The following is a 26701-nucleotide window of genomic DNA, read 5'->3' on the forward strand; positions in this document are numbered from 1 at the left end:
ATGTCGACCGACCGTAGCCCACGACAAGACGACGACGATCTGCGCCTGTTCCACACGGGAGAACACGCCTGCGGGTATTGGCCGGACCGCGCCGCGCGCGACCTGGTGCTGGACCCGCGCGACCCGCGGCTGGTCGACTGGTATCCGCATGCGCTGGGCTGGGGCTTCCGACGCTCCGGCGACATCGTCTACCGGCCGCACTGCAACGGCTGCCGCGCCTGCGTCGCCGTGCGCATCCCGGTCGGCCGCTTCAGGCCCGACCGCAGCCAGCGCCGTTGCCTGGCCCGCAACCGCCGGGTCGAGATGCGGGTCTGCGCGGCTCAACGCACCGAAGAGCAACTCGCGCTGTATCGCCGCTACCTCGCCGCGCGCCATGCCGGCGGCGGCATGGACGACCATGGCGCGACCGAGTTCGACCAGTTCCTGATTGGCAGCTGGAGCGAAGGCCGCTTCCTGGAATTCAGGGAGAATGGCCGGCTGCTGGCGGTCGCGGTCACCGATGTCACGCAGGCGGCGTTGTCGGCGGTATATACCTTCTACGAACCCGAGGCCGGCTCGCGCGGACTCGGCACCCTGGCCATCCTGCGGCAGATCGAATGGGCACGACGCGAACACCGCTCGCATCTGTATCTGGGCTACTGGATCGCCGGGCATCCGAAGATGGACTACAAGCGCCGCTTCCATCCGCTCGAAGCCTTCGACGGCCGCGGCTGGCACGACCTGACGGCCTGAGCGCCGCCCCACTCAACCCCGACCATCCGCAACCGACCATCGCGCCGGAGATCCTGCATGCCCCTGCCACTGCGTTCCGCCCTCGCCGTCTGCGCCCTGCTCGCCGCCACGCTTGCCGGCTGCGTGAAGGTGAACGTCAAGGGCGATCCGGACGCCTGGGCTGAGCAGATGCGCGACCAGTCGACGCTGCGGGTGGCGACCTACAACACCTCGCTCTACGACGAGGCAACGGGCGGCCTGATCCGGCGCCTGGAAAACGGCGACGACAACGCGCGCAAGATTGCGGCAGTTCTGCAGCGCGCGCGTCCCGATCTGGTGCTGCTCAACGAATTCGACTACGACGAAGGCCAGCGTGCGGCCGAACTGTTCCAGCGCCGCTACCTGGAGGTCGCCCAGCCCGGCGGCGGCGAACCGTTGCGCTACGCCTACCGCTATCTCGCCCCGGTGAACACTGGCGTGCCCAGCGGACTGGACCTGGACCGCAACGGCGAGGTGGGCGGCCCCAGCATGTCCCGCAACGGCGGCAACGACGCCTGGGGCTTCGGCCTGCATCCCGGCCAGTACGGCATGCTGGTGTTGTCGCGTTATCCGATCGATGCGGCGCAGGTGCGCACGTTCCAGTTGCTGAAGTGGAGCGCGATGCCCGATGCACGCCAGCCGCGCGATCCCGCCAGCGGCCAGCCCTGGTATGCACCGGCGATCTGGTCACAACTGCGGCTGTCGTCGAAATCGCACTGGGACGTGCCGGTCCGCACGCCGGGCGGCACGGTCCATCTGCTGGCCTCGCATCCGACGCCGCCAGTCTTCGACGGCCCCGAGGATCGCAACGGTGCACGCAACGCCGACGAATTGCGGCTGTGGCGCGAATACCTCACCCCCGGGGACAAGCCCTGGCTGTGCGACGACCGCGGACATTGCGGCGGCCTCGCCGCGGACGCGCGTTTCGTCATCGCGGGCGACCTGAACAACGACCCGGTCGACGGCGATGGCGCGCACGAGGCGATCATCGAACTGCTCGAGCATCCGCGCGTGGCGCGATACGCGATGCCGCAAAGCGAAGGCGCGGCCGAAGTGGCGCACAAGTACGCGCAGTCGGGGATCGTGCACCGTGGCGCTCCGGAGCACGCCACCGGCGACTTCGGCCCCAAGGCCGGTACGATGCGACTGGATTACGTGCTGCCGTCGGTGGGCTTCGACATCGAAGGCAGCGGCGTGTTCTGGCCGTCCGCCAGCCAACCGGAGGCCGCCATAGCCGATGGCAGCGACCACCATCTGGTCTGGGTGGATTTGGGCAGCCAGGCGCGCTGAAGGCGAAGATCCCTCAGCCAGCGCCGCCGGGAATTCATGCTTCGGATCGATCATCCCGCGCAGGCGGGGATTCCGTCAGGCTTCGAAAAATCCAACGCCGTTCCCGCCGTCGTGAGAACAACCAATTTCGGTAAAAGCCCCTCAAGGCTTCGGCGGAGTCCGCGTCAGCTTTTCATCCGGCGCGCCCGGTACGGACGCTGCCGCCGGCACCGCCTGCGGCTCGGCCTGGGCCGGCATCGCGGTGGGACCGACCGTGGGCAACGCCGTGACCGGCTGTCCATCGCGCGGGCTGAACCCGAACGTGGTGCCGTCGCTGTGCAACGACACGACCATGCGCACCATGCTGGTCGGCACCATCAACTCCAGCGATACGACTTTGCCTTCGGCGCTGCGACCTTCGATCGTCATCTCGATCAGCGCACCACCGGTGTCGATCTCATGGCAGAGCACATGCACGCCCGCCGGACCATCCTGCAGGTAAGGCCTGATCGCGGTACCAAGTATCTCCAGCGCCTGCGGGAAGAAAAACACGGCGTAGCCATTGCTGTCGTTCATCGCATCCTCGTGGTGCTTCTTTCAAACTCGATCAGCGCAGTTCGATGTGCAACTCGGAGGCGGCCTTGCGCGCACGCTCGCGCGCCTGGTCGATGCTGTCGCCCAGGGCCAGCGTGACCGCGACACGGCGATGGCCTTCCACGCGCGGCTTGCCGAACAGTCGCAACTGCGTGTCGGCCTGCGCCAACGCGGCATTGACCCCGGTGAACACCGGTACGCCGTTGCCGTGCGCCAGTACCGCGCACGATGCGGACGGACCGTATTCGCGGATCGACGGAATCGGCAGGCCCAGGATCGCGCGCGCATGCAGGGCGAACTCGCTCAGGTCCTGCGACGCCAGCGTCACCAGGCCGGTGTCGTGCGGGCGCGGCGAGACCTCGCTGAACCACACCTCGTCGCCTTTCACGAACAGCTCCACGCCGAACACGCCCCAGCCACCCAGGTCATCGGTGATGCTGCGGGCGATGCCCTGCGCGCGTGCCAGCGCGCGCGTCGACATCGGCTGAGGCTGCCAGCTTTCGCGGTAGTCGCCGTCGCGCTGCAGGTGACCGATCGGCGGGCAGAAGGTGGTGCCGCCGACATGCCGCACGGTCAGCAGCGTGATCTCGTAATCGAAGTCGATGAACCCTTCCACGATCACACGGCCGGCGCCGGCGCGGCCGCCGGTCTGCGCGTAGTCCCAGGCCGGGTCGATGTCGTCGGCGCTGCGCACCAGGCTCTGGCCCTTGCCCGAAGACGACATCACCGGCTTGACCACGCACGGCACGCCGATCTCGGCGACCGCCGCGCGATAGTCCTCGAGCGTGTCGACGAAGCGGTAGGGCGAGGTCGGCAGGCCGAGTGTCTCCGCGGCCAGGCGGCGGATGCCCTCGCGATCCATCGTCAGGCGCGCCGCGCGTGCGGTCGGGATCACCCGGGTGTTGGTGCCGCGCTCGGCGAACTCGCGCTCCAGCTCGACCAGCGTCTGCGTGTGGATCGCCTCGATCTCCGGAACGATCAGGTTCGGCCGTTCGAGCGCGATCAGCGCGCGCACGGCGTTGCCATCGAGCATGTCCAGCACATGGCTGCGGTGGGCGACCTGCATCGCTGGCGCATCGGCGTAGCGGTCGGCGGCGATCACTTCCACGCCGAAGCGCTGCAGTTCGATGGCCACCTCCTTGCCGAGCTCGCCCGAGCCGAGCAGCAGCACGCGAAAGGCGTGCGGGGACAAGGGCGTTCCGAGCGTGACCATGCGCAATCCGTACCGGGTGGGGAACGGCTAGTTTAGGGCCTTCCGCGCTTTGAACGGTTCACTGGGCGGCTCACGGAACGGATCACGCCGTCCCGGGACTATGGACGGAGCCGGCACGCGTGCGATGCTTTCGCGATGCCCTCGCCTCGGACCGCCCTGCCCCGCGCCGCCATGATGGCCATGCTGATGGGCGTCATCGCGCTGGGCGGTTGCCGTCGCGAGGAACCCGTCCCGCAACGCGACGTCGAACTGGCGGGCATGCTGTTCGATCCGCAGATGGGCGAGATCAGCGGCCTGGCCGCCTCGCGTCGCCATCGCGACGTGCTGTGGATGCACGACGACGGCGGCAACCCCGAACGCCTGTTCGCGGTCGATACCGACGGCGACCGGCTTGCGACCTTCCGACTGGAAGGCGTCACCAAGACCGACTGGGAAGACATCGCCGCGTTCGATCTCGACGGCCGCCATTACCTGCTGATTGCCGATACCGGCGACAACGGCGGCCTGCGTCGGACCCTGCAACTGCACGTCGTCGAGGAACCCGCCCGGCTGGAGAACGCGCGGATCCGGCCGGCCTGGTCGATCGCGTTCCGCTGGCCCGACGGCGCCCGCGACTGCGAAGCGGTCGCGGTGGATGCGGCGCGCGGCCAGGTCCTGCTGATCTCGAAAAAGCGCCAGCCGCCGGAACTGTTCACGCTGCCGCTGCGGCAGGCCGGCACGTCGCTGTTGACCGCCCGGCGAGTAGGACACCTCGCCGGCATTCCGCAGCCGGACGCCGAGACCCTCGAGCGCAACCCGCAGCGCGCCCGGCAACAAGGACAGGTCACGGCCGCCGACGTGTCGCCGGACGGCCGCACGTTGGCGGTGATGACCTATCGCTACCTGCTGCTGTACCCGCGCGGCGCGCGCCAGTCGTGGGCAGGTGCCGTCTCGCGCCCGCCCAAGGTCCGGCTGCTGCCCTGGCTGCCCCAGGCCGAGGCGCTGGGATGGGCGGCCGACGGGGGCAGCCTCTATGTCACGGGCGAGTTCGTCCCCGCCCCGATGTATCGCATCCGCCCTTGACCGGTGATGTTGCGCACCTCCATGACATGATATCTTTTTGATATCACAACCAAGGAGGTCGCGCCATGAAGGAAAACCCCATCCGCTCCCTGCCCGGCATTCCGATGCTGCTGGTCCTGCTGGCCGCGATCGGGTTCGCGATCCGCCTGATAGTCGCCTCGGCCGGCAGCGACTCGCCGGTGATGCTGATCGGCGGCGCCGTCGTCGCGGTACTGGCCTCGTTCTGCCTGGCCGGCCTGTACATGGTCGAACCCAACCAGGCCGCAGTGCTGAGCCTGTTCGGCAAGTACGTCGGCACCGTCAAGGACAACGGCCTGCGCTGGAACAACCCCTTCTTCGCCAAGCGCAAGGTCAGCCAGCGCGTGCGCAACTTCGAAAGCGGCAAGCTCAAGGTCAACGAGCTCGACGGCAGCCCGATCGAGATCGCCGCGGTCATCGTCTGGCAGGTCGTCGACAGCGCCGAGGCGGTGTACAACGTCGACGACTACGAAAGTTTCGTCCATATCCAATCCGAATCGGCGCTGCGCGCGATGGCCACCAGCTACCCCTACGACCAGCACGAGGAAGGCCAGCTCGCCCTGCGCAGCCACGCCGCCGAGATAAGCCAGCACCTGCAGCAGGAGCTGGCCGAGCGCCTGGCCGATGCCGGCGTGCAGGTGCGCGATGCGCGCATCAGCCACCTCGCCTACGCGCCGGAAATCGCCCAGGCGATGTTGCAGCGGCAGCAGGCCAACGCGATCATCGCCGCACGCACGCGGATCGTCGCGGGCGCGGTCGGCATGGTCGAGATGGCGCTGGCCGAGTTGCAGAAGAACGGCGTGGTCAACCTCGACGAGGAGCGCAAGGCGCACATGGTCAGCAACCTGCTGGTGGTGCTCTGCGGCGAGCGCGCCACGCAGCCGATCGTCAACGCTGGCACGCTGTACTGACGCGGTGTCGATGAGCACGATGTCGATGAATGCCTATGTCGTGCCCCTGGTCCTGGCCATCAGCAGCCTGCCGGCCTTCATTGCCGCAGCGATGATCGGCCGCAGCGGACGCGCGGGTCGTCAGGACAACGTCCGCGACGACACGCCTGCGCTGGCACGGCTGATGCTGCTCGTCGGCGTCGCCATCCTGGCCGGCGCTGCGGGGCTGCTCTGGGCCGGCGACAACGAAACCCGCCGGCTCGTGGTCATCGTCGCGATGGTGCTGGCGGTCAACGGCCTGGGACTGGTGCTGATCTTCAGCCTCGGCCGAAAGCGGAATCGCCGCCCATGAGCGAGAAGAAGGCCTATCCGCTGCGCATCAATGCGCACGTGCTGGCCGCGGCGCAACAGTGGGCCGACGACGAACTACGCAGCCTCAACGCGCAGATCGAATATGTGCTTCGCGATGCACTGCGCAAGGCTGGACGCCTGCCGGTACCCGACAAGATTCCCGATTCAGACGAGGACCCGTCATGAGCCAACACTGGACCTATCACGTAGTGGAGATCACCCCGAGCATGCTCGGCCCATCGGTCACCGAACGCCTCACCGAAACGCTGAACATGCTCGGCGCCGAAGGCTGGGAGCTCGTATCGGTAGTGCCGATCACGCCGTTCGACCATCTGCGCGCGGTGTTGAAGAGGCCGGCCTGAAGCCGCTCCCAGTGCGGGAATCCCGATGGCATCGGCTGAACACGCTCGCCGGGCGCGCCATGTGGCAGCGCCCGGCGTAGCCCGCTAACCTGCGCCCATGCGCGGCCAGCCCAGAATCCTGATCAATACGCCGGAGATCGAGCTCTGGCCCGGCGGACTACTGCGTGCGCGCAGCAACTTCGATGCCCGCGCAATCGCACGCGCCCGCTACGTGTTGCGGCGCAAGCGCGACGGTCGTTTCCTGGCGGTCGACCTGCCCGAAGGGCTGCTGGCCCTGGTGACCCACCTGCGGCGCGAACCTGGATTGGACCAGGCGCTGGACGCCCTCGAGTCGCTGCACCCGCACACCCGTTCGGGCATCGAGCACGTCGCCGAATTGCCGCTGGACCGTCTGGAAGAACGCTTGCACGCGCTCGGCCTGGATGGCGCATACGGTGAGCGCACCGGACTGCCGCTCGTCCCCGAACCCGACTGGCTCGCCCTGGCCGGATTCGACCGCTATCGCCGCCCGCTATGGCTGCACGTCGACGCTGCCCGCGGCTGGTCGCACATGCGGGAGGCCGCGCTGCGCGACGACGTCGTGCTGGAAGCGATCTCGGGCTATCGCAGCCACGATTACCAGCTCGGCATCTTGGAGCGAAAACTGGCGCGCGGACTAAGCGTGGAGGAGATCCTCACGGTCAATGCCGCGCCGGGTTACAGCGAGCACCACTCCGGGCTCGCCATCGACATCGGCGCGCCCGACGAACCACCGGCCGAGGAGTCGTTCGAGCACACCAGCGCCTTCGCCTGGCTGCGTGAGCAGGCCGAAGGCTTCGGCTTCGTCATGAGCTATCCGCGCGACAACCCTCACGGCATCGTCTACGAACCGTGGCACTGGTGCTACCGGACAGGCTGACGCCTGGTGTACTCGGGCCTCGATCAATGAAGCCGCCACGCTGAAACAGAGGACCTATTCCTTGTCCAGCGTAATGCGCACGCCCTTGGCCGTCTGCTGGGCGATGGTCAGATCGAAGTTCTTGTCGCCGAGGTGTTTCTTGATCAGCACGTCCTCGCCATCGTCGACCTCGACTCGGTAGCTGTCACCGAGCTTCGCGCGCAACTGGTCGCGAATGAGGCTGGCGACGCGGTTCTCGCCGGCACCCTTCGGAATGGCGACGCTGACGTCGACGGCCTCGCCGTCAACCGGCGCGATGCGAAACACCACGACGCCATCGCTGTCGGCATCGCTGCTGACCTGGATACGCCATTTGTTCGATGGGGTCGCGATGGCGGCGCCGGCCACCAGCACCAGCAGCCAGACAACGGCCTTGAGGTTCTTGATCCAGCGGGATTCGAGCACTGCCATGGGGGGCCTCCTGAAGTCGGTCCAGGCCGGCAGGCCCGGTACCCCGACATCGTCGGATCAGTCCTGTGAACGCTTCGTCGGCTCCTTGGCCTTTACGGCAAAGTCCGAAACTCGCCACAGATACATGCTGGCGTAGGTGCGGTATGGCCCCCAGCGCTCGCCGCTGGCGGCCAGTTCCTTGGGCGTGGGCATCGCCTCGAGCTTGTCGACGATCTGCGCGCCCTTGCGTATACCCAGGTCGTCCACGGGCAGCACGTCCGGCCGGCCCAGGCGGAACATCAGCATCATCTCCACCGTCCAGCGGCCGATGCCGCGCACCGGCACCAGCGCGGCGATGATCGCGTCGTTGTCCATCGTGCTCATGCGGCGCAGGTCGGGAATCTCGCCACGCGATTCGCGCAGCGCCAGGTCGCGTAGGGCCAGCAGTTTGTTGCCGGACACGCCGCAGGCGCGGATCGTGGCGTCGTCGCAGCGTCCGAGCGTGTCGCAATGGAACCGGTCGCTGTCGATCGCCGCCTGGACCCGCGCAACGATCGTAGCCGCGGCCTTTCCGCTGAGCTGCTGGTAGAGGATGGCCCGCGCCAGCGCATCGACCGGATCGAAAGATCTGCGCCAGCGCGGATCGGCCGCGATCGGCCCGATCTTCTTCATCCACGCGGCGAGCTTGCGGTCGCGCCTGGCCAGATGCGCATGCGCGGCCTCGGTATCGAATCCGCGGGCGTGGCGCGGCATGGTCAGCGCCTCAGGGCATCGGTCGCATACAGCAGCCAGGCCAGGATCATCAGGCTACCGCCGCTCGGCGCCAGTCCTGTCGAGGTGCCGAGGAATACTGCTGCAACCAGGCTGCCCGAAAACAGCAGCACACCGGCCAGCATCAGCATCAGGGCAACGCGTCCCAACCGGCGCGATGCCTGAGGCGCGAGAGCAGTCAAGGCAATGCCATGGCCGAATCCGAACAGCGCGGCGTGCAGCAGGCGCCCCTGCTCAGGCCCCGACGCGGCGTGCGCGGCGTAGGCGAACAATGCGACGGCCGCGGCGGCCAGCACGGCGCCGGCGGCAGCGAGAAGGCGAACAACGAAAGCGGATGAAACCTGGACCATGCGTTGGCACCGAAGTAGCGGACCGGCGACACCTTAGCAGGCGCCTGCGCATGCAGCGCGATCAAAAAAAACGCGCCGCGGAGTCCGCGGCGCGTTCGTATTTCAACAGCGATGGACGGTGGGTTACTTCAGAACCCAGTACACGTCGTACTCGCCTTCCTCGGTGAAGCCCTTGTCGATGCCGTTGTTCCACGACTCGTACGGACGCTCGATGGTCTCGTAGCCGCGGGTCAACGACCAGGCGCGCAGGGCGTCGCGGATCTTCGACAGGTTAGCCATGTGGCCGCGGAACGGCACCATCGCCACCTTGGCAGGCTCCTTGAACTCGGCCGTGACCGGGCCTTCCAGCTTGATATCCAGCTTCGTCGCCGGACCCGTCGCACCGATCTTGCGGACCGGCTGGGTCACGTCGAACGAATAGGTTTCCGAACCGAACTCGTTGGTGACGATGCGCACCGGACCCGCGGCTTCCAGGCCGTTGGCGGCCATGACCTTGTTGATCCACTGCATGTTGTTGTTCATCGTCTGCTGAACTTTCTCGTTGTTGCGCTCGACGGCAGCAGTCACGATCAGCAGGTTCTCGGCCGGACGCTCGACGGTCTTCGGCGCCAGCGACGGATCGTCCTTGCTCATCTCGGCGTAGTCGTAGTTCGGCACGGTGGCGAGCATGTTGGACAGACGGGACAGGCCCATCTTGATGTCCTCGCCGACGCTGCTGCTGACGTACATGCCGGCGTAGCGGCCAATCAGGTTCCAGCCGTAGTCGACGTCGTAGGTCTGGGTGATCTCGACGTTACGGCCCATGCGGCCGGTCGGCTTCAGGATGAACGCCGTGCGCTTGTTCTTGCCCGGCTCGATGTCGGTCAGCGCATATTCCACGCGCTTGCCCGGCTCGGTCTTGGTGATCTCCCAGCTACCCTGACGCAGGCCACGCTCCTGCGAATCGTAGTCCAGGCGTGCGCCCACGCCGGCTTCCGGGCCCGACAGCTTCAGCTGCATCTTCGGGTCCTTGAGCACCAGCGGGTTCCAGTCCGGGAAGCGGCGCAGGCTGTTCAAGGTGTCGTACACGATCGTCAGCTTGCGGTTGGTCTCAACCGAATGCGACAGGTGGCGGTTGTCAGGCAGCAGCACGCCCACAATCAGGAACAGCGCGGCGACGATCGCCAGGGAAATCAAAATTTCGATCAGACGGGTCATTCAGGGTTCTCCAGGGCCGTGATCCGGCTCGGGCCGGGGCGCAGACCGGCAATCGTAGCAAGGAAGCTTTGCGGAGCGTAGCCGTCTGTTCACCGAAACCGATCAGGGTGGGTCAGGGGACGTCGAAGGGCCGGTCTTTTTCCCATTCCCGCTTGCGGGAGAGGGCCGGGTGAGGGCAAGCAGCCAAGTCCGGCACAAAGGCGCTTCAACCGGCTCGCGCCCGCAAACGCCCGGCGCGCGGCACTGCACCGGGCCGGGCATCCTGTCGGTCAGACCAACTGCAGCTCGAACCTTGAGTACAGCCCGGGTGCGGTCGCGCACGCCGAGCTTGGACAGGGTGAGCGGGCGCCGCTTGCGAGCCACCGGCTCGCGCGCCCGCGAACGCCCGGCGCACTGCGCCGGGCCGGGCATCCTGTCGGTCAGACCAACTGCAGCTCGAACGCCTTGAGGACAGCCCGCGTGCGGTCGCGCACGCCGAGCTTGGACAGGATGTTGGACACGTGGTTCTTGATCGTGCCCTCGGCCACGCCCAGCGAGTTGGCGATTTCCTTGTTGGAAAAGCCGCCAGCCATCAGCCGCAGGATCTCGGTTTCGCGCTCGGTCAGCGGGTCCGGACGATCCAGGCTGACGAATTCGTTGCGCATGTGCTCAAGCCCGGACAGCAACCGCTGGGTCACCGCCGGCTGCACCAGCGAGCCGCCTTCGGACACGGTCTGGATGGCGCCCACCAGTTGCTCCAGCGACACGTCCTTCAGCAGGTAGCCCTTGGCGCCTGCCTTGAGCCCGGCCAGCACGAGTTGGTCGTCGTCGAAGGTGGTCAGGATGATGGTCGGCGGCAGGTTGTTGGTCCTGGCCAGTGCCTGCAGGGCCTCCAGCCCCGACATGACCGGCATGCGCATGTCCATCAGGACCACGTCCGGCTTGATCTGCGGAATGATCTCCACCGCCTGGCGGCCGTCCCCGGCCTCGGCAACGACCTCGATACCCTCGGCCAAGGCCAGCAGCGAGCGCACGCCCTGCCGAACCAGGGTCTGATCGTCCACTAACAACACACGGATCATGCGATCACTCCTTCACAGGCGGCGGCCGCGGCCGCCGAGGCCGGCAACGTGAGGTAGAGGCAGAACCCCTCCTCCGGCCGGGTTTCGATTTTCAGGTTGCCGCCATGCTGCATCAGACGCTCGCGCATGCCGCGCAGGCCGTTGCCGCTGACGAAATTGTCGGCGCCGCGGCCGTCGTCGCGCGCGCTCATCGTGATGCATTCCTTCTCGCGGCGGGCGCAGATCCACAGGTTCTGCGCGCCGGCGTGGCGCACCGCGTTGGTGATGATTTCCTGGGTGCAGCGCAGCATCACGTGGGCGCGCTCCGGGTCGTCGACGGTCAGAGGCGCCTCGATGTCCATGTGGATGTCCAGCGAGGGTACGTTCTCCGCCAACGGCAGCAGTGCCGTCGACAAGTCGATCGCACCGTCCTCGCGCAACTGGCTGACCACCTCGCGCACGTCGGTCAGCAGCAGGCGCGCCAGCGTGTGCGCCTGCTGCACGTGCTCCTTGGCCCGCCCCTCGGACAGGTGGCCGGCCACCTCCAGGTTCAGGCTCAGCGCGGTCAGGTGGTGACCCAGCAGGTCGTGCAGCTCGCGCGAGATGCGCGTGCGCTCGTTGACCCGCACGCTCTCGCCCAGCAGGGCCCGGGTGGCCCTCAGCTCCGCATTCAGGCGGCGCTGCTCTTCCCGGGCCTCGGCCTGCTGCCGGGCGACCAGGGCGGTCACGAACACCAGGCTGGAGAACCCCATGTAGGCCATCGCCTGCAGAACCGCCAGCGTCGGCGGGAAGTCCAGCGCCATCACGAAGACCGGGATGGTGGCGATGTTGCCGCCCACCAGCCAGGCCAAGCCGAAGCGGACCGGCATCAGCCAGGGCAGCAGGCCGGCGACGACCATCAGCAGGATGCTGCTCAGGCCGGTGCCGGAGAAATACCCCACCCCGATGGCGCAGGTGGTCAGCAGCAGCAGCAGGATGTGGTCCACCAGCCCCGGCTGGCGCTGGCCGAGCTGGTGGGTGATCCACCAATACACCACCCCGAACGCCAGGTAGGCCGCCAGCCAGCGCATGACCAGCAGGAACGGCGGGCCGCCGGACTCGGGCTGGAGGATGGTCGGGTCGAACCAGATGTTCAGCAGCCACAGCCCTACCGCGGCCCAGGTGAACAGGCCGGCGTAGCGCAGCAGTCGCGAATGGTTGAGTCGGGCCAACATGTCAGCATGCTAGCGGTATCAAGGGTCTGCCGAGCCATCCGAAAGTCATGCCTAAGGCACGGGCGGGCGGTCGCCGCCGCCGGACGGCCATGCAATAATCATTTTAGGGCCGACCGTTTCTGCGGCCACTGAACTTTGGAGTCCTGGAATGTCGATCGTCGTCCGCGACGTGCGAGAGCACGAGCTGGATTCCGTCCTAGCCCTGAACAATGCCGCCGGACCTGCGATCCTGCCGCTCGATGCGGCCAGACTGCGTCACTTCTTCGACACCGCGGAATACTTCCGTGTCGCCGAACGCGACGGCACGCTCGCCGGCTTCCTGATCGGCATGGGTGCGCGCGCGGATCACGACAGCAGCAACTTCCGCTGGTTCCGCGAGCGCTATCCGGATTTCTTCTACATCGACCGCATCGTCGTCGCCAGTCGTCGTCGCGGCGGTGGCGTCGGTCGCGCGTTCTACGCCGACGCGCAAAGCTATGCCGAGCTGCGTTATCCGCAACTGGCCTGCGAAGTCTTCCTCGAGGGCACCAACGATCCGGTGCTGCTGTTCCACGGCAGCTTCGGCTTCCGCGAGGTGGGTCAGCACATGATGGACGAGACCGGCCTTCGCGCCGCGATGCTGATGAAGCAGCTGTGCAGCTATCCGTGGGTGCGCGAGACCTACGGCCAGGCATTGCCCGACGTGCCGTGGATCACCCAGCCGCGCACGAACCAGGCCGCCGTGATGCACCGCCCGACCGGGACGTGCCCGTGAGCGTGGCGGTGGATTACGAACAGGCCGGCGAACTCAAGATCGGCCAGGTCGGCATCGCCAATCTGCGCATTCGCACCCTCGACGTCCCCCGACTGATCGAGGAAATGCGCAGTCGCGTGCAACGCGCGCCCAAGCTGTTCGCCCGCGCCGCAGTCGTGGTCGATTTCGGCGGCCTGGCCCGCACGCCCGACGCCGACACCGCGCGAGCCCTGATCGAAGGACTGCGCGAGGCCGGCGTATTGCCGGTCGCGCTCGCCTACGGCACCAGCGAGACCGAACGCCTGTCCGAAGCGCTGGGCCTGCCGCTGCTGGCCAAGTTCCGCGCTTCCTACGAGCGCGCGGACGGTGCGATGCCCGAACCGGAGCCTGCGCCGCAGCCCCGTCGTGAACCGGCAGCCGCCCAGGTCGTCGCCGCCCCGACGCCGGCCGCATCTGCCCCATCGCCCGGCCTGATCCAGGCCACACCGGTACGCTCGGGCCAGCAGGTCTACGCCGACAATCGCGACCTGACCGTACTCACAACGGTCGGCGCCGGTGCGGAAGTGATTGCAGATGGCTCTGTGCACATTTACGGTGCATTGCGGGGACGTGCGCTTGCGGGCGCCCAGGGCAACGAACAGGCCCGGATCTTCTGCCGCGAGTTCCATGCGGAACTCGTGGCGATCGCCGGGCACTACAAAGTGCTGGAAGACATTCCCAAGGATCTGCGCGGCAAGGCCGTGCAGGTCTGGCTTGAAGACGAACAACTGAAAATCGCGGCGCTGACCTGAGGCCGCCCGGCATTACCTTTCGGAGGATTTGAACTTGGCGGAAATCATCGTAGTCACCTCGGGCAAGGGCGGCGTCGGCAAGACCACGACCAGCGCCAGTCTCGCCTGCGGCCTCGCTCGTCGTGGCCACAAGGTTGCCGTCATCGACTTCGACGTTGGCCTGCGCAACCTCGACCTGATCATGGGATGCGAGCGTCGCGTCGTGTACGACTTCGTCAATGTCGTCAACGGCGAAGCAGCACTCAAGCAGGCGCTGATCAAGGACAAGCGCTTTGAAAACCTGCACGTGCTGGCCGCCTCGCAGACGCGCGACAAGGACGCGCTGACCAAGGAAGGCGTGCAGAAGGTGCTCGACGACCTGGCTGCCGACGGCTTCGATTACATCGTCTGCGACTCGCCGGCTGGCATCGAGAAAGGCGCGTTCCTGGCGATGTACTTCGCCGACCAGGCGGTAGTCGTGGTCAATCCCGAGGTCTCCTCGGTGCGCGACTCCGACCGCATCCTCGGCCTGCTCGCGTCCAAGACCCGCCGCGCCGAGAACGGCGAGCGCGTCAAGGAACACCTGCTGCTGACCCGCTACAGCCCCAAGCGTGTGGAAACCGGGGAAATGCTCAGCATCGGCGACGTCGAGGAGATCCTCGGCCTCAAGTCGGTCGGCGTGATCCCGGAGTCCGGCGACGTGCTCAACGCGTCCAACAAGGGCGAGCCGGTGATCCTGGATACCGAATCCGACGCGGCACAGGCCTACGACGACGCGGTGGCGCGCCTGCTTGGCGACACCCGCGTCATGCGATTCACCACGGTGGAGAAGAAGGGCTTCTTCAGCAAGATCTTCGGAGGTTGAGGATGGGCCTGTTCGATTTCCTGTTACAGAAGAAGCAAACCGCTTCCATCGCCAAGGACCGCCTGCGGATCATCGTCGCGCACGAGCGCGCCGGCCGCGGCGGCGGCTCCGGCCCCGACTACCTGCCGATGCTGCAGCGCGAACTGCTGGAAGTGATCCGCAAGTACATCAACGTGGACGCCGAAGCGGTCAAGGTCGACCTGCTCGGCGAAGGCGACAACAAGGTGCTCGACATTTCGGTCGCGCTGCCCGAGTCGCCCGCCCAGGCCTGATCCGAAAGCCCGTCATTCCAGCGCAAGCTGGAGTCCATTTTGCCGTTGCACTGGTCCATTGCTGTTACTCGTCGCAAGCAACAGCAAGATCAAGATGGATTCCAGCTTGCGCTGGAATGACGACGGAAAGACTTCATGACCATGTTGACTCTTGCCGACGTCCCGTTCGACGACGTCGACGCCCTGCTCGCCCGCTATGGACTGCTGCTTCAGCGCGTCGACGACGGACAGCCGATTCCCGGCAGCTACTGGGGCGAGTGCGAGGCCGGCCTGATCGGAAGCACCGTCTACGCGCGCGGAGATACGCCGCTGCACTCGCTGCTGCACGAAGCCTCGCATCTGATCGTGCTGCCTCCCGATCGTCGCGCCGCGGTGCACACCGACGCCACCGATTCGGTGGAGGAAGAAGACGCTGTTTGCGTGCTGCAAGCCCTGCTCGGCGATGCCCTGCCCGGCGTCGGCCGCGAGCGCGTGCTCGCCGACATGGACACATGGGGCTACACCTTCCGGTTGGGCTCCGCGCACAACTACTTCGAGCACGATGCCGACAGCGCGTGGCAATGGCTGCATGCGCGCGGTCTTGCCGATCAGCACCAACGCGCCATCGTGCTGCCGTGAGCTGCTGAATCATTCAGCGCATCGGTAAGCGCAACTTACGCTGGCCGCCACCGACGAACGCGTGCGTTTCCTGTGATTACCGGGGACTACCTGGTTTCACAGCAAAGCCCATTCAGGAGGCACCATGGAAGTGCGTATCGGCGCATGCACACTCTTCACAGCCGTCGGCCTGATGGCCGGCATCGATGACGCATCGGCGGAACGACTGTTGACCGTCCGCGATCACGCGACGGGACAGACCGTCACATTGACCGGTGAAAACGCCGGATTCACGATCGATGGCGACAGCAATGCCGTCAACATCGACGTCAACGCGCAGAGCCTGAAAAAACTGGGCCCGGCCTTCGTCTCCGGCGCCAACTGGTTCATGCGCTTCGAAGCGCCGCCGGGTGGCACCTTGCAGCCCGGCCGCTACGTCAACGCCGGTTGCCCGTTCCAGTTGCGAACCGGTCGCGTGCCCTCGATGCAGGTGACCGAAGACAACCCGATCTGCAGACCGGACGTGGATTCGATCTGGGGCAGCTTCGAGATCAGGCAGATCGCGTACGACGGCGCTGGCAAAGTGGCTTCCATCGAACTTACTTTCAGGCAGCACGCGGATTCACCCGATGCGCCACCGCTGACCGGCCTGTTGCGGCTGGATGCGGAACCGCTGTCGCTGGTGCTGGATAGCGATGCGCGTTTCGCGCTGGGTCGTATCTCGCAACGGCACTTCGGCGACACCAGCGTGTTCTCGCTGACCGGCACCACGGCCGGACTCGATTACACCGCCTCGGTCATCAAGGACCACTGGGCGATCTCGCTCGCGCCACCGGAGGGCCAGGTGTTGGAAGCGGGCAAGACCTACACGACGCGCAATTTCGCCACCGGCCCGCATGCGGGCCTGCTGGTGTTGCGCGGTCTGGGCTTCCAGGGATGCAACGAGTCCATCGGCACGCTGCGCGTGCGCGACCTGAACACGGACCCGGCCGGCAACGTCGTGGGCCTGCATGCCGACTTCGAGTACCGCTGCGATGGATCCCGCGCGGCCCTGCGGGGCACCATCCGGTACCTCAAGTGAGCCAGTCTGCCTGAGTGCGACGCGCTGCCCGGCGGCGGCGCGCCGCGGGACTTTGCAGGGATTGGTCCGGAACTTGCCAGCCCCGCCCGGCCCTAATAGCCTGCGCACTCAACGCGCCGGCCCCGGCGCCCGCTGAGGAAGTCCCTGTGAACCACCGTCACCTCCTGCTCTCGCTGGCGGTCGCCGCGAGTCTGCTCTCGCTCTCGGCCTGCAAGAAGGAGCCCACCCCGGCCTCCGGCACCGCCGAGACCGCGGCACCGGAAGGCGAAACCGCCGACCAGTTCATCGCTCGCGTCAACGACGAATACCGCAAGATGTTCCCGGAGATGACCGCCGCGCAGTGGCTGTCGTCGACCTACATCAACGACGACAGTCAGTTGATCGCCGCCAAGAGCAACGAGCGCTACCTGGCCCAGCTCAATTCCTGGATCGAGCAGGCCGGCAAGTACGAAGGCCAGCAGATGTCGCCGCAGACCGCGCGCGCGATCCAGCTGCTCAAGCTGGCGACCGCGATGCCGGCGCCGAAGGATCCGGCCAAGCTCGCCGAACTGACCAAAATCGCCACCGGCATGGAAGGCATGTACGGTTCGGGCAGCTACTGCACGGGTGATGGCGACGCCAAGAAGTGCCGCCAGCTCGGCGACCTCGAAGACGTGCTGCGCAGCAACCGCGACTACGACGCCCAGCTCGACGCATGGCAGGGCTGGCACACCATCGCCCAGCCGATGCGCAAGGACTACACGCGTTTCGTCGAACTGGTCAACGAAGGCTCGCGCGAGATGGGCTTCGCCGATACCGGCGAGATGTGGCGTTCGGGCTACGACATGACGCCGGCCGAGATCGCCGCCGAGACCGACCGCCTGTGGGGCCAGGTCAAGCCGCTGTACGAGCAGTTGCACTGCTACGCGCGCACCAAGCTCGACGCCAAGTACGGCCCCGACAAGGGCCACGTCGCCGGCAACATGCTGCCCGCGCACCTGATGGGCAACATGTGGCAGCAGGACTGGGGCAACCTGTGGGACATGCTGCAGCCGTATCAGGGCGCCGGCAACCTCGACATCACCAGCGCGCTGCAGGCGCAATACCAGCAGGACCTCGACGCCGAACTGGCCAAGCATCCTGGCGAGCGTTCGACCTCGCAGATGGCGCAGATCGAGCACGACGCGCAACTCGCCGTCGCCAAGCAGATGACCGAGCGCGCCCAGGACTTCTACAGCTCGCTGGGCATGCAGAAGCTGCCGGAGAGCTACTGGACCAAGACCCAGTTCATCAAGCCGCGCGACCGCGACGTGGTCTGCCACGCCAGCGCGTGGGACATGAACATGGCCGGCGACGTGCGCACCAAGATGTGCATCAAGCCGAACGAGGAAGACTTCACCACGATCTACCACGAGCTGGGCCACATCTATTACGACCTGGCCTACAACAAGCAGCCGCCGCTGTTCCAGAACGGCGCGCACGACGGCTTCCACGAGGCCATCGGCGACACGATCGTGCTGGCGATGACGCCCAAGTACCTGCAGTCGATCGGCCTGGTCGGCGAGCAGCAGCAGAGCCAGGAAGCGTTGATCAACGCGCAGATGCGCATGGCGCTGGCCAAGGTGGCGTTCCTGCCGTTCGGCCTGATGATCGACCGCTGGCGCTGGGGCGTGTTCGACGGCTCGATCAAGCCGGGCGACTACAACAAGGCGTGGTGGGACCTGAAGGCCAAGTACCAGGGCGTGGCGCCGGTCAGCGCGCGCGGCGAGGAGTTCTTCGACGCCGGCGCCAAGTACCACGTGCCTGGCAACACGCCGTACACGCGCTACTTCCTCTCGCACGTGCTGCAGTTCCAGTTCTACAAGTCGCTGTGCGATGCCGCCGGCTACAAGGGCCCGCTGTACGAGTGCAGCTTCTACGGCAACAAGGAAGCCGGCGCGAAGTTCCAGGCGATGCTGGACAAGGGCGCCAGCCAGCCGTGGCAGAAGACGCTCAAGGAGCTGACCGGCGGCGAGAAGATGGACGCCTCGGCGGTGCTGGAGTACTTCGCCCCGCTGCAGGACTGGCTGAAGCAGCAGAACGAAGGCAAGGCCTGCGGCTGGCAGAGCCCGGGCACGACCGCGGTCGCGCCGGCCAAGCCGGAAGCGCCGAAGAAGGGCTGAAACCCCAGGGGCTGATCATCGCCTCACGCAACACGAAAGGGCCGGCGCAAGCCGGCCCTTTTCCATTCACCAGCAGTCGCGTCATCAGGTGCGCGGCAGGCGCTGGCCTGCCTTATGGAAGCCCTCCCAAGGGTCGCTCGCCAGCGTGCGTGCGCGGCGCAGCGCCTTGCGCAGGTCATAGTCGGCGGCGCCGCGCGTACGCCCCAGTTCCGCCCAGCTCAGCGGCATCACTACCGGCGCTCCGACGCGCGCGCGCAACGACCAGTTGGTCACGCTGGTGGCACCGCGCGCATTGCGCAGCCAGTCGATGAAGATGCGCCCCGTGCGCGCCTGCTTGTTCGCCTTGGCGATATAGCGATGCGGTGCATGCTCGGCCATGACATCGGCGAATGCGCCACAAAAATCCTTGACCTCGTCCCAGCCCGGGCCGCGCCTGATCGGCACCACCACGTGCACGCCCTTGCCGCCGGAGAGCCGCACCCAACTCCCAAGGCCGATGCTGGCCAGGCGGTCACGGACGTCCTTGGCCGCCGCCTTCACCTCGCTCCAGGCGACGTCATCGCCCGGGTCGAGATCGAAGACGATGCGATCCGGATGCTCGGTATCGTCGATGCGGACGCCCCAGGGATGGAACTCGATCGTGTTCATCTGTACCAGGTCAAGCACGCCGCGGATGTCGCGAACGTACAGGTACTGGTCGCTGCCCTCGACTTCGCGCAGTTCGATGGCGTGCACGCCCTTGCCCAGCGATTGCGCGTGATGCTTCTGGAAGAAGCACGTACCGTCCGTGCCTTCAGGGCAGCGCAGCAGGGACAGCGGGCGCTTGACCAGCTCCGGCAGCAGCCATGACGCGACACCCTCGTAGTAGGCGGCGATCTCGCCCTTGGTGATGCCGGAGTCGGGATATACGACGCGGTCGGCGCTGGTCAGCCGGGTGCCAGTCCCGCGGGTCGAGGCCGTCGTGACGGCCGCCTTGCGGGCGGTCTTGCTGGTGGTCTTTGTGGCTGATGTTCCCTTGGCAGGCATGATGTGTCGTCGCGCACAAGCACGGCCACAACTGTCTGATGCAAACTGTCGCAGCGCGGTGAAACCCGTGCGGTCTGCGCAGGTCCATTCAGCCCTCGGCCGTTTTGCCAAAGGTGGCGGCCCATTCACCGGATTGGCTGTTGCCGCGTGCAGACCGTATCGTCATCGGCACACCGGACGAGTCCCGCCAGATGAACAAGACACTGCTGCCCATCACCCTGCTCGCACTGCTGTGCAGCGCTCAGGCGCAAGCCGCCGAGCATGTCGACCTGCTGGTACGCGACGCCACGGTGGTGGATGTCGTGAGCGGCGAGCTTCGGCCGCATCGCACCATCGTCGTGCGCGATGGACGCATCGTGACCATCGTCGACGCGCGCAAGGCGCGGCAGTACGAGGCAACCAGGACAGTCGACGCGAAGGGCAAATACGCCATTCCCGGGCTGTGGGACATGCACGTCCACTTCGGTGGAGGCGAGGCGCTGATCGAGGAGAACCGCAACCTGCTGCCTCTGTATCTGGCGCACGGCATCACCGCCGTGCGCGATGCCGCTGGCGACCTCAGCCCGAGCGTCTTCGAGTGGCGCGCCAAGACCGCGTCGGGTGAACTGCTTGGGCCGACCATCTTTACTTCCGGTCCGAAGATCGAAGGCCCCAAGTCGATCTGGCCCGGCGATCTTGAAATCGGCTCAAGGCAAGAGCTCGAGGGCGCGCTCGACCAGTTGCAGGGATGGAAGGTCGACTTCGTCAAGATCACCGACAACACGCTGTCGCCCGAGCTGTTCCTGGCGGCGGTGCAGGCCGCCGGCAAGCGTGGCCTGAAGACCTCGGCGCACGTGCCGTATCCGCTGACGCTCGACGAGGTCAGCAGTGCCGGCCTGGATTCGATCGAGCACATCGACTACGCCTTCAAGGCCGGCTCCCCTCAGGAGAAATCGCTTGGAGAAGCCATCGGCCGCGGCGAGATCAGCAGCCGCGACGCGTGGACGCAGTGGGAGGCGACATTCGACGTGGGCCGGGCGAAGTCCGCCTACGCCCGGCTGGCGCAACGCGGCACCGCCATCACGCCAACGCTCAATGGCAGCCAGGTCGTCGCCTACCTCGACCAGGACGATCATCGCGACGACGCCTACCTCAAGTACATCGGGCCTGGTTTGCAGGCGACCTATACCTGGCGCGTGGAGCGGGCGGCCAAGGACGATGCCGAAGCGATCCGCCGCAGGCACGAGCGCTTCGAGAAAAGCGCCTCGCTGCTGCCGCTGCTGCAGCAATCCGGCGTGACCATCCTTGCCGGCACCGATGCGGGCTTCCTCAATTCGTACAACTATCCCGGCATCGGCCTGCACCAGGAACTCGGGCTGCTGGTGCGCTACGGGCTGACCCCGCTGCAGGCGTTGCAGGCCGCCACGATCAACGGCGCCCGCTTCCTGGGCCATGACGACACTTATGGCACGCTGGAAGCCGGCAAGGCCGCCGACCTGGTCCTGCTGGATGCCGATCCGCTGCGGGACATCGCCGCCACGCGCCGCATCGACACCGTGGTTCTCAAGGGGCAGCCTTTTGACCGTACGCGCCTTGATGCGATGCTGGCCGACGTGGCGGCTCGTGTCGCTGCGCAGCAGGCGGCGTCGAAGCAGCCGTAGGGCGGCGCGCACGCGAGTCTCGCGTGCTTGAGCCCTTCTCCCGGAGGGGGCCAAGGGCGGATCGACAGTGCTTCCACCCGATCCCGGACGAGTCATACTTCGGCCCATGAACCGCACCAACATCGACATCGCCCTGCTCGCCCCCCAGCCGCTGGACCACGCCACTTCGTTGCCGGCGCGGTACTACGTCGACCCTGCGACGGTCGCGCTCGACCGCCGCGCGATTTTCGATCGCGGCTGGCAGATCCTCGCCCATGTCTGCCAGCTGCAGAATCCCGGCGACCACGTCGTCGGCGATTTTTCCGGCCTGCCGGTGATCGCGGTGCGTGGCGCCGACGGTGAGATCCGCGTGTTCCATAACGTCTGTCGCCATCGCGCCGGTCCGCTGGCCAGCTGCGACGGCCTGGCCGCCAAGTCGCTGCGCTGCCGCTACCACGGCTGGACCTACACGCTGGAAGGCACGCTGCGTTCGGCGCCGGAAATGGGCACCGCCCCGGACTTCAACGTCGGCGACGTCAAGCTGCCGCAACTGGCCGTGCGCGTGTGGCAGGGACTGGTGTTCGCCGCCGTCGACGAAGCCAACGCGATCGACTTCGATGCCTTCGTCTCCGGCATCGACGAGCGCCTGGGCGCCAATCGCCATCTCGAACGCTACGGCCACCACCGGCGCGTGGGCTACGACATCAACTGCAACTGGAAGATCTACATCGACAACTACCTCGAGGGCTACCACGTCCCCCACGTGCACCCGGGGTTGAACCGCCTGCTCGACTATCGCAACTACGTCACCGAGACCCACGACTGGTACTCGCTGCAGTGGAGCCCCCTGGAAAGCGGCGACGACCTCTACGGCAGCGGCGACGCGCTGTACTACTGGATGTGGCCCAACACGATGCTCAACATCGTGCCCGGCCGGCTGCAGACCAATCGCGTGATTGCCAAGGGTGCGGACAAGTGCCGCGTCGAGTTCGATTTCTACTACTCGATGGACGAGTCGGACGAGGCCGCCACGCGCCGCCTGGCCGACCTGAACTTCAGCGACGAGGTGCAGTTCGAGGACCTCACCATCTGCGAGGACGTGCAGCGCGGCATGGCCTCGGGCTCGTACCAACCCGGCCGCCTCAACCCGCTGCGCGAGAACGCCGTGCACCACTTCCACGAAATGCTGCGCAAGGTTTATCGCGAAGCCGGCGAGTGACGTAAGGCGGGCTTTGGCCCGCCATCACGCTCAACATCAAGTGCAGGCGGGCCCAGGCCCGCCTACAGCGTTTCACCCGGCAACTTGGCTTCCGCCTCGCCGGCGCAGGCGGTGCGCGACACGCGCGCCTCCCAGCGCCAGAAGCCCCAGGCGATCACCAGGAACACGATCGCCGCGCCGACCAGCCACAGCGCGTGATCGCTGATCCACGGCGACAGCACGCCGGCTATCAGCGCATTGAGCACCAGGCTGGTGAAGGCCTGCAGCGACGAGGCCGAGCCGCGCTGGCGCGGGTACATGTCCAGGATCGCCAGCGTCACGATCGGGAACACCAGGGCGATGCCGAACGCATTGAGCATCATCGGCAGCACGGCCCACGGCAACTGCGGCGCATCGGTCCACAGGTTGTAGCCCAGGTTGAGCGCCATGGCCACCGCCGAGCAGGCGAACCCGATCGCCACCAGCCTTTCGCCGCTGACCTTGCCAGCAGTGCGCCCGGAAACGAACGCGCCCAGCACCATGCCGCTGATCATCGGCACGAAGAACCAGCCGAACTCGCGTTCGCTGAGCTTGAGGATGTCCAGCACGAAGGCAGGCGCCGACGCGATATACATCCACAGCGCCGCGAAGTTGAACGCACTCGCGGCGGCCAGGCGCTGGAAACGCGGGTTCATCACGATGGCGACGTAATCGCGCAGCAGGCGACGCGGCACCATCGGCAGGCGCGCCTCGGGCAGGTGCGTCTCCGGCAGCGTGCGCCAGGTGGCCACCAGCAGCACCACGGCGAACACCACCAGGAACCAGAAGATCGCCGGCCAATGGCTCCAGCCCAGGATCCATCCGCCGATCACCGGCGCCACCGCCGGCGCGACGCCGAAGATCATCGACACCTGGCTCATCAGGCGCTGGGCGTCATGGCCATGCAGCACGTCGCGGATCACGGCGCGACCGACGATCAGGCCGACACCGGACGACAGGCCCTGCAGCGCGCGGAATGCAAGCAGCGTGGTGAGGTCCTTGGACAGGGCGCAACCCGCCGAGGCGATGGCGAACACCACCAGGCCGCCGAGAATGACCCGGCGCCGCCCGATCGCATCCGACAGCGGGCCGTGCACGATGCTCATCGCAGCGTAGGCGACCAGGTAGACGCTGATGGTCTGCTGCATGGCCACCTTGTCGGCGCCGAACTGCGCGCCGATCGCCGGGAACGCCGGGAAGATCGTGTCGATCGAGAACGGCCCGAACATCGCCAGTCCGCCCAGCAGCACGGCCAGCGTGCGCACGGAGATGGACAGCATGGATTTGGCGGAGGCGTCATTCATCAGGTGGGCAATCCAGAATCCTTGGGAACGTCATTCTTCAGAGGGCCTTCCCGAAGTCGGGAATCCATCGCTCCGGGCCACCAGCTTGGATTCCCGCCTCCGCGGGAATGACGAGCCGGAAAAACGATGGAACGACGCCGCAGTACAAGGCGATCAATCAGGTACCGCCCGTCGAAGAGGCAGTGTCGATGGGCACCTCGTCGGGCGGCCCCTTCAGTTCGACCATGTTGCCCTCCAGGTCGAACAGGTACTGCGACGGCCCTTCACCTTCGGCGCCATAGCGCACGCCGAACTCGCTGATGCGCACGCCGTGGGCCTGCAGGTGCGCGACGATCGCGTCGCGGTCGAACGGATCGGCCCGCAGGCACAGATGATCCATGTTGCGACCTTCGGCCGCCGGCGCGGCTCCACCCATGCGGCCGATCTTGCCCGCGACGTCGACCAGGTCGATCAGCGAATTGCCGGCACGCAGCTGCACCAGACCGATCTGTTCCTGCCGGCGCTCGACGTTGCAGCCGAGTACGTCGCAATAGAACGCTTCCATCGCAGCGATGTCGCGCACGCGCAGCACGACATGGTCGATCTGCAACAGCTGGAACGGTGGTGCTCGCATCGGGATGTCCCGCTTGGGGGAGCGACAGGATACCGCCAGGCCACGCAGCCCGGATGCGCGCATCGATGGAATGACACGTTCACACCGATATGACGGCCGCAAGAACGGCGAAGGCCGGGCCACGCGATGCGTGACCCGGCCCTGCGTCGGCCTTGCGGCCGGTACCGCTACCAGGGGCCGCTTACAGCGCCTGGCCGAAGCCGATGCCCACCGACTGCTCCTGGCCGTTGAACGAAGCGCCCAGGCTGATGCGGCTCTTCTTGCCAACCGGCTTGGCATAGCCGGCCGACAGGGCAGCGCGGCCGCCCATGAAGCCCATGCCCACGCCCCACGCGCCGTCGGGGTGGCCTACGCTGGCCGCGGCCGCGTTCGAGGTCATCTGCGCCTCGGCCATCGACATCGCACCCACGTCGTTGATGCGGCGGTCCTGGCGGCCCAGCTCGTCGACGATCTTGCCCATGCCGCCCCACACATCGTCCAGGCGCTTGTCGGTGTAGGCATTGGCCTGGCCCAGCGTCTCCGAACTGCTGCTCTGCAGACGCTCGTTGAGCTGCGCTACATTGACCGCGTCGGTGTCGGTGGTGCCCGCGGCAACGTTGTGGATCGTCACGGGACCGGTGACCGTGTCGCCCATCGTGATGCTGGTCTTGGACGCGTTGTCGTAGGTGACCACGCTCTTGGACTCGCCGTTGGCGCCGACCACGCCGGCGGCCTTCAGCTGGCCCAGGTTCACTGCATCGTTGTCGGCCTTCGCCGCGGCCACGCCGCTCAGCGTGCGGTCGCCCGCCGTGCCGGCGAAGTTCACCGCCGTACCGTCGGTGTCCTTGCCCACCGTCAGCTGCTCGCCCTTGCCCCCCTGCTTCACCATGCCCACCTCGCCGCTGTTGATCTGCGTGTTCAGGTTGGTGATCTGCGTGGTGTTGTTGGCGATGGCCTGGGTGTTCTGGTAGACGCGACCGTCGAGGTTGGTGATCGCGCCTTCCACGCCGGTGACCTTCGAGGTGTTGCCATTGGCATCCGTCACGGTGTACTGCGGCGCCGTCACGTTGCCGTTGGCGTCCACCGTCGAACCGCCACCCAGGGCCTGCGCCACCGAGGTGCTCACCGCGTGCAGCTGACCGCCGTTGACGGCGTCCTTGCTGTCCGCCGCGACCGTGCCGTCGGCCACGCCGGTGAGCTTGCGCTCGCCGTCGGTGCCGGCGATGTTCATCTCCGTGCCGCCCTTGTCCTGCGCCACCGTCACCACCTTCGTGGTCGCATCCTGCCGGACCAGGCCGATCTCGCCGTTGGCCAGCTGGTTGTTGATGGTGGTGATCTGCTGGGTGTTGCTGTAGGTGCGGCCGTCGATGTTGGTGACGGCATCGCCCACGTTGTGCACCTCCGACTTGGAACCGTCGGTGTTGGTCACGTAGTAGGTCGGACCGGTGACGACACCCGTGGTCGGATCGATCGACGCACCGCCACCCAGGCCGTCGACGACGGTCTTGAGTTGCGACACGTTCACCGCGTCCTCGTCATCCGCACCTGCGGCCACGCCCTTCAGGCGACGCGAGACGCCCGCGTTGTTGCGGAAGTCGACGGTCGTGCCGGCCTTGTCGGCGGCCACGCTGACGATGCCGTTGGCGTCGTCGTACTTCACCAGGCCCACCTCGCCGTTGTTGAGCTGCGTGGTGAGGTTGGTGACGCTGCCTTCCACGGTCGTCACACGGCCGTCGATGTTGGTGACGTCGGTCTTGAGGGTGCTGATGTCGCCTTCGTTGGTGGTGACGCGCTGGTCGAGGTTGGTGATGTCGCCCTCGGCAGTGGTCACGCGGTTGTCGATGTTGGTGACGTTGGTGTTGAGCGTGCTGATGTCGCCTTCGTTGGTCGTCACGCGCTGGTCGAGATTGGTGATGTCGCCCTCGGCCGTGGTCACGCGACCGTCGAGCGTCGTCACGTCACCCTGCAGCGTCGTGATGTTGCCCTCGGCCGTGGCCACGCGGTCGTTGGTGGCCGACAGCTGGCCGCCATTGACGGCTTCCTTGCTGCCGGTCGC

General features: G+C 66.7%; 28 protein-coding genes and 1 pseudogene. 17 read left to right on the forward strand and 12 right to left on the reverse strand.

Annotated features, from left to right (window positions below; translation table 11 throughout):
* Entirely contained in the window at positions 1–732 is a 732-nt protein-coding gene (locus J2X06_RS17810; RefSeq protein ID WP_310064726.1) for an arginyltransferase, read from the forward strand.
* 57 nt (positions 733–789) lie between these two features.
* Entirely contained in the window at positions 790–2040 is a 1251-nt protein-coding gene (locus J2X06_RS17815; protein WP_310064727.1) for an endonuclease/exonuclease/phosphatase family protein, read from the forward strand.
* Positions 2041–2181: 141 nt separating this feature from the next.
* Here the strand turns inward: J2X06_RS17815 and J2X06_RS17820 are convergent, their stop codons facing one another.
* On the reverse strand, positions 2182–2595 hold the full coding sequence (locus J2X06_RS17820; RefSeq protein WP_310064729.1) for a hypothetical protein: 414 nt from the start codon (positions 2593–2595) through the stop codon (positions 2182–2184).
* Between the two features lie 31 nt (positions 2596–2626).
* Positions 2627–3826: a formate-dependent phosphoribosylglycinamide formyltransferase gene (gene purT / locus J2X06_RS17825; RefSeq protein ID WP_310064731.1), complete on the reverse strand. Its 1200-nt coding sequence runs from the start codon at positions 3824–3826 to the stop codon at positions 2627–2629.
* 135 nt (positions 3827–3961) lie between these two features.
* On the opposite strand from purT, the gene J2X06_RS17830 reads away from it, so the two are divergent.
* The 6 genes from J2X06_RS17830 (at position 3962) to J2X06_RS17855 (ending at position 7407) form a co-directional block, all read left to right on the forward strand.
* The gene (locus tag J2X06_RS17830; RefSeq protein WP_310064733.1) at positions 3962–4888 is read left to right on the forward strand and encodes a hypothetical protein; all 927 of its coding nucleotides are present in this window, start codon (positions 3962–3964) and stop codon (positions 4886–4888) included.
* Positions 4889–4953: 65 nt separating this feature from the next.
* Positions 4954–5817, forward strand: coding sequence for an SPFH domain-containing protein (locus J2X06_RS17835; RefSeq protein WP_310064735.1), 864 nt, complete (start codon positions 4954–4956; stop codon positions 5815–5817).
* 10 nt (positions 5818–5827) lie between these two features.
* Positions 5828–6148, forward strand: a complete 321-nt coding sequence (locus J2X06_RS17840) for a hypothetical protein (protein WP_310064737.1) — start codon at positions 5828–5830, stop codon at positions 6146–6148.
* Positions 6145–6333, forward strand: coding sequence for an Arc family DNA binding domain-containing protein (locus J2X06_RS17845; protein ID WP_310064738.1), 189 nt, complete (start codon positions 6145–6147; stop codon positions 6331–6333). Before J2X06_RS17840 ends, J2X06_RS17845 begins: the two co-directional genes overlap by 4 nt.
* Positions 6330–6509 (forward strand): DUF4177 domain-containing protein, encoded by a 180-nt coding sequence (locus J2X06_RS17850; RefSeq protein WP_310064740.1) that lies wholly within the window; start codon positions 6330–6332, stop codon positions 6507–6509. The genes J2X06_RS17845 and J2X06_RS17850 overlap by 4 nt, the downstream gene beginning before the upstream one ends.
* Positions 6510–6606: 97 nt before the next feature.
* Complete coding sequence (locus J2X06_RS17855) at positions 6607–7407, forward strand: M15 family metallopeptidase (RefSeq protein ID WP_310064741.1); 801 nt, start codon at positions 6607–6609, stop codon at positions 7405–7407.
* A gap of 54 nt (positions 7408–7461) precedes the next feature.
* Here the strand turns inward: J2X06_RS17855 and J2X06_RS17860 are convergent, their stop codons facing one another.
* From J2X06_RS17860 to J2X06_RS17885, 6 genes are all read right to left on the reverse strand, one after another.
* Positions 7462–7857: a hypothetical protein gene (locus J2X06_RS17860; protein WP_310064742.1), complete on the reverse strand. Its 396-nt coding sequence runs from the start codon at positions 7855–7857 to the stop codon at positions 7462–7464.
* A 57-nt stretch (positions 7858–7914) separates the two neighbouring features.
* On the reverse strand, positions 7915–8589 hold the full coding sequence (locus tag J2X06_RS17865; RefSeq protein ID WP_310064744.1) for a DNA-3-methyladenine glycosylase family protein: 675 nt from the start codon (positions 8587–8589) through the stop codon (positions 7915–7917).
* 2 nt (positions 8590–8591) lie between these two features.
* Positions 8592–8957, reverse strand: coding sequence for a DUF423 domain-containing protein (locus J2X06_RS17870; RefSeq protein WP_310064745.1), 366 nt, complete (start codon positions 8955–8957; stop codon positions 8592–8594).
* A gap of 123 nt (positions 8958–9080) precedes the next feature.
* Entirely contained in the window at positions 9081–10154 is a 1074-nt protein-coding gene (locus J2X06_RS17875) for an SRPBCC family protein (RefSeq protein WP_310064747.1), read from the reverse strand.
* A 419-nt stretch (positions 10155–10573) separates the two neighbouring features.
* On the reverse strand, positions 10574–11215 hold the full coding sequence (locus J2X06_RS17880) for a response regulator transcription factor (protein ID WP_310064748.1): 642 nt from the start codon (positions 11213–11215) through the stop codon (positions 10574–10576).
* Positions 11212–12408: a sensor histidine kinase gene (locus tag J2X06_RS17885; protein ID WP_310064749.1), complete on the reverse strand. Its 1197-nt coding sequence runs from the start codon at positions 12406–12408 to the stop codon at positions 11212–11214. Before J2X06_RS17885 ends, J2X06_RS17880 begins: the two co-directional genes overlap by 4 nt.
* A gap of 148 nt (positions 12409–12556) precedes the next feature.
* On the opposite strand from J2X06_RS17885, the gene J2X06_RS17890 reads away from it, so the two are divergent.
* The 7 genes from J2X06_RS17890 (at position 12557) to J2X06_RS17920 (ending at position 18867) form a co-directional block, all read left to right on the forward strand.
* Complete coding sequence (locus J2X06_RS17890) at positions 12557–13162, forward strand: GNAT family N-acetyltransferase (RefSeq protein ID WP_310064750.1); 606 nt, start codon at positions 12557–12559, stop codon at positions 13160–13162.
* Positions 13159–13932: a septum site-determining protein MinC gene (minC, locus tag J2X06_RS17895; RefSeq protein ID WP_310064751.1), complete on the forward strand. Its 774-nt coding sequence runs from the start codon at positions 13159–13161 to the stop codon at positions 13930–13932. Before J2X06_RS17890 ends, minC begins: the two co-directional genes overlap by 4 nt.
* A 34-nt stretch (positions 13933–13966) precedes the next feature.
* Positions 13967–14776, forward strand: a complete 810-nt coding sequence (gene minD / locus J2X06_RS17900; protein WP_310064752.1) for a septum site-determining protein MinD — start codon at positions 13967–13969, stop codon at positions 14774–14776.
* A 2-nt stretch (positions 14777–14778) separates the two neighbouring features.
* Positions 14779–15048: a cell division topological specificity factor MinE gene (gene minE, locus J2X06_RS17905; RefSeq protein ID WP_310064753.1), complete on the forward strand. Its 270-nt coding sequence runs from the start codon at positions 14779–14781 to the stop codon at positions 15046–15048.
* Between the two features lie 141 nt (positions 15049–15189).
* Positions 15190–15666: a hypothetical protein gene (locus J2X06_RS17910; protein WP_310064787.1), complete on the forward strand. Its 477-nt coding sequence runs from the start codon at positions 15190–15192 to the stop codon at positions 15664–15666.
* Between the two features lie 124 nt (positions 15667–15790).
* Positions 15791–16726, forward strand: a complete 936-nt coding sequence (locus J2X06_RS17915; RefSeq protein ID WP_310064754.1) for a hypothetical protein — start codon at positions 15791–15793, stop codon at positions 16724–16726.
* A 146-nt stretch (positions 16727–16872) separates the two neighbouring features.
* Entirely contained in the window at positions 16873–18867 is a 1995-nt protein-coding gene (locus J2X06_RS17920; protein ID WP_310064755.1) for a M2 family metallopeptidase, read from the forward strand.
* Between the two features lie 84 nt (positions 18868–18951).
* Here the strand turns inward: J2X06_RS17920 and ligD are convergent, their stop codons facing one another.
* Positions 18952–19893, reverse strand: a complete 942-nt coding sequence (ligD, locus tag J2X06_RS17925; protein WP_310064757.1) for a non-homologous end-joining DNA ligase — start codon at positions 19891–19893, stop codon at positions 18952–18954.
* A 191-nt stretch (positions 19894–20084) separates the two neighbouring features.
* Here ligD and J2X06_RS17930 point away from each other — a divergent pair, with 191 nt between their 5' ends.
* Positions 20085–21533 (forward strand): amidohydrolase family protein, encoded by a 1449-nt coding sequence (locus tag J2X06_RS17930; protein WP_310064759.1) that lies wholly within the window; start codon positions 20085–20087, stop codon positions 21531–21533.
* 106 nt (positions 21534–21639) lie between these two features.
* Positions 21640–22731 carry an aromatic ring-hydroxylating oxygenase subunit alpha gene (locus tag J2X06_RS17935; RefSeq protein WP_310064760.1) on the forward strand — a complete coding sequence of 364 codons (1092 nt, stop codon included), beginning with the start codon at positions 21640–21642 and terminating at the stop codon, positions 22729–22731.
* Positions 22732–22793: 62 nt separating this feature from the next.
* Here the strand turns inward: J2X06_RS17935 and J2X06_RS17940 are convergent, their stop codons facing one another.
* The 3 genes and pseudogenes from J2X06_RS17940 to J2X06_RS17950 all read right to left on the reverse strand — a co-directional run.
* Entirely contained in the window at positions 22794–24053 is a 1260-nt protein-coding gene (locus tag J2X06_RS17940) for a multidrug effflux MFS transporter (protein WP_310064762.1), read from the reverse strand.
* A 157-nt stretch (positions 24054–24210) separates the two neighbouring features.
* Complete coding sequence (locus J2X06_RS17945; protein WP_310064764.1) at positions 24211–24666, reverse strand: VOC family protein; 456 nt, start codon at positions 24664–24666, stop codon at positions 24211–24213.
* Between the two features lie 181 nt (positions 24667–24847).
* Positions 24848–26701 (reverse strand): annotated as a pseudogene (locus tag J2X06_RS17950) (hypothetical protein); the annotation flags it as partial.

The sequence above is a fragment of the Lysobacter niastensis genome (assembly GCF_031457115.1).
GTDB classification, from domain to species: domain Bacteria; phylum Pseudomonadota; class Gammaproteobacteria; order Xanthomonadales; family Xanthomonadaceae; genus Lysobacter_J; species Lysobacter_J niastensis_A.

What these genes read in the sequence shown, in the direction of transcription:
- J2X06_RS17855 (WP_310064741.1), top strand. Translation starts at nt 6,607, where the DNA reads ATGCGCGGCCAGCCCAGAATCCTGATCAATACGCCGGAGATCGAGCTC.
- J2X06_RS17885 (WP_310064749.1), bottom strand. Translation starts at nt 12,408, where the DNA reads ATGTTGGCCCGACTCAACCATTCGCGACTGCTGCGCTACGCCGGCCTG.
- J2X06_RS17865 (WP_310064744.1), bottom strand. Translation starts at nt 8,589, where the DNA reads ATGCCGCGCCACGCCCGCGGATTCGATACCGAGGCCGCGCATGCGCAT.
- J2X06_RS17880 (WP_310064748.1), bottom strand. Translation starts at nt 11,215, where the DNA reads ATGATCCGTGTGTTGTTAGTGGACGATCAGACCCTGGTTCGGCAGGGC.
- J2X06_RS17890 (WP_310064750.1), top strand. Translation starts at nt 12,557, where the DNA reads ATGTCGATCGTCGTCCGCGACGTGCGAGAGCACGAGCTGGATTCCGTC.
- J2X06_RS17840 (WP_310064737.1), top strand. Translation starts at nt 5,828, where the DNA reads ATGAGCACGATGTCGATGAATGCCTATGTCGTGCCCCTGGTCCTGGCC.
- J2X06_RS17945 (WP_310064764.1), bottom strand. Translation starts at nt 24,666, where the DNA reads ATGCGAGCACCACCGTTCCAGCTGTTGCAGATCGACCATGTCGTGCTG.
- J2X06_RS17940 (WP_310064762.1), bottom strand. Translation starts at nt 24,053, where the DNA reads ATGAATGACGCCTCCGCCAAATCCATGCTGTCCATCTCCGTGCGCACG.
- J2X06_RS17820 (WP_310064729.1), bottom strand. Translation starts at nt 2,595, where the DNA reads ATGAACGACAGCAATGGCTACGCCGTGTTTTTCTTCCCGCAGGCGCTG.
- J2X06_RS17815 (WP_310064727.1), top strand. Translation starts at nt 790, where the DNA reads ATGCCCCTGCCACTGCGTTCCGCCCTCGCCGTCTGCGCCCTGCTCGCC.
- J2X06_RS17850 (WP_310064740.1), top strand. Translation starts at nt 6,330, where the DNA reads ATGAGCCAACACTGGACCTATCACGTAGTGGAGATCACCCCGAGCATG.
- J2X06_RS17910 (WP_310064787.1), top strand. Translation starts at nt 15,190, where the DNA reads ATGTTGACTCTTGCCGACGTCCCGTTCGACGACGTCGACGCCCTGCTC.
- J2X06_RS17870 (WP_310064745.1), bottom strand. Translation starts at nt 8,957, where the DNA reads ATGGTCCAGGTTTCATCCGCTTTCGTTGTTCGCCTTCTCGCTGCCGCC.
- J2X06_RS17830 (WP_310064733.1), top strand. Translation starts at nt 3,962, where the DNA reads ATGCCCTCGCCTCGGACCGCCCTGCCCCGCGCCGCCATGATGGCCATG.
- purT (WP_310064731.1), bottom strand. Translation starts at nt 3,826, where the DNA reads ATGGTCACGCTCGGAACGCCCTTGTCCCCGCACGCCTTTCGCGTGCTG.
- J2X06_RS17810 (WP_310064726.1), top strand. Translation starts at nt 1, where the DNA reads ATGTCGACCGACCGTAGCCCACGACAAGACGACGACGATCTGCGCCTG.
- J2X06_RS17875 (WP_310064747.1), bottom strand. Translation starts at nt 10,154, where the DNA reads ATGACCCGTCTGATCGAAATTTTGATTTCCCTGGCGATCGTCGCCGCG.
- ligD (WP_310064757.1), bottom strand. Translation starts at nt 19,893, where the DNA reads ATGCCTGCCAAGGGAACATCAGCCACAAAGACCACCAGCAAGACCGCC.
- J2X06_RS17915 (WP_310064754.1), top strand. Translation starts at nt 15,791, where the DNA reads ATGGAAGTGCGTATCGGCGCATGCACACTCTTCACAGCCGTCGGCCTG.
- J2X06_RS17935 (WP_310064760.1), top strand. Translation starts at nt 21,640, where the DNA reads ATGAACCGCACCAACATCGACATCGCCCTGCTCGCCCCCCAGCCGCTG.
- minE (WP_310064753.1), top strand. Translation starts at nt 14,779, where the DNA reads ATGGGCCTGTTCGATTTCCTGTTACAGAAGAAGCAAACCGCTTCCATC.
- J2X06_RS17860 (WP_310064742.1), bottom strand. Translation starts at nt 7,857, where the DNA reads ATGGCAGTGCTCGAATCCCGCTGGATCAAGAACCTCAAGGCCGTTGTC.
- J2X06_RS17930 (WP_310064759.1), top strand. Translation starts at nt 20,085, where the DNA reads ATGAACAAGACACTGCTGCCCATCACCCTGCTCGCACTGCTGTGCAGC.
- J2X06_RS17845 (WP_310064738.1), top strand. Translation starts at nt 6,145, where the DNA reads ATGAGCGAGAAGAAGGCCTATCCGCTGCGCATCAATGCGCACGTGCTG.
- J2X06_RS17835 (WP_310064735.1), top strand. Translation starts at nt 4,954, where the DNA reads ATGAAGGAAAACCCCATCCGCTCCCTGCCCGGCATTCCGATGCTGCTG.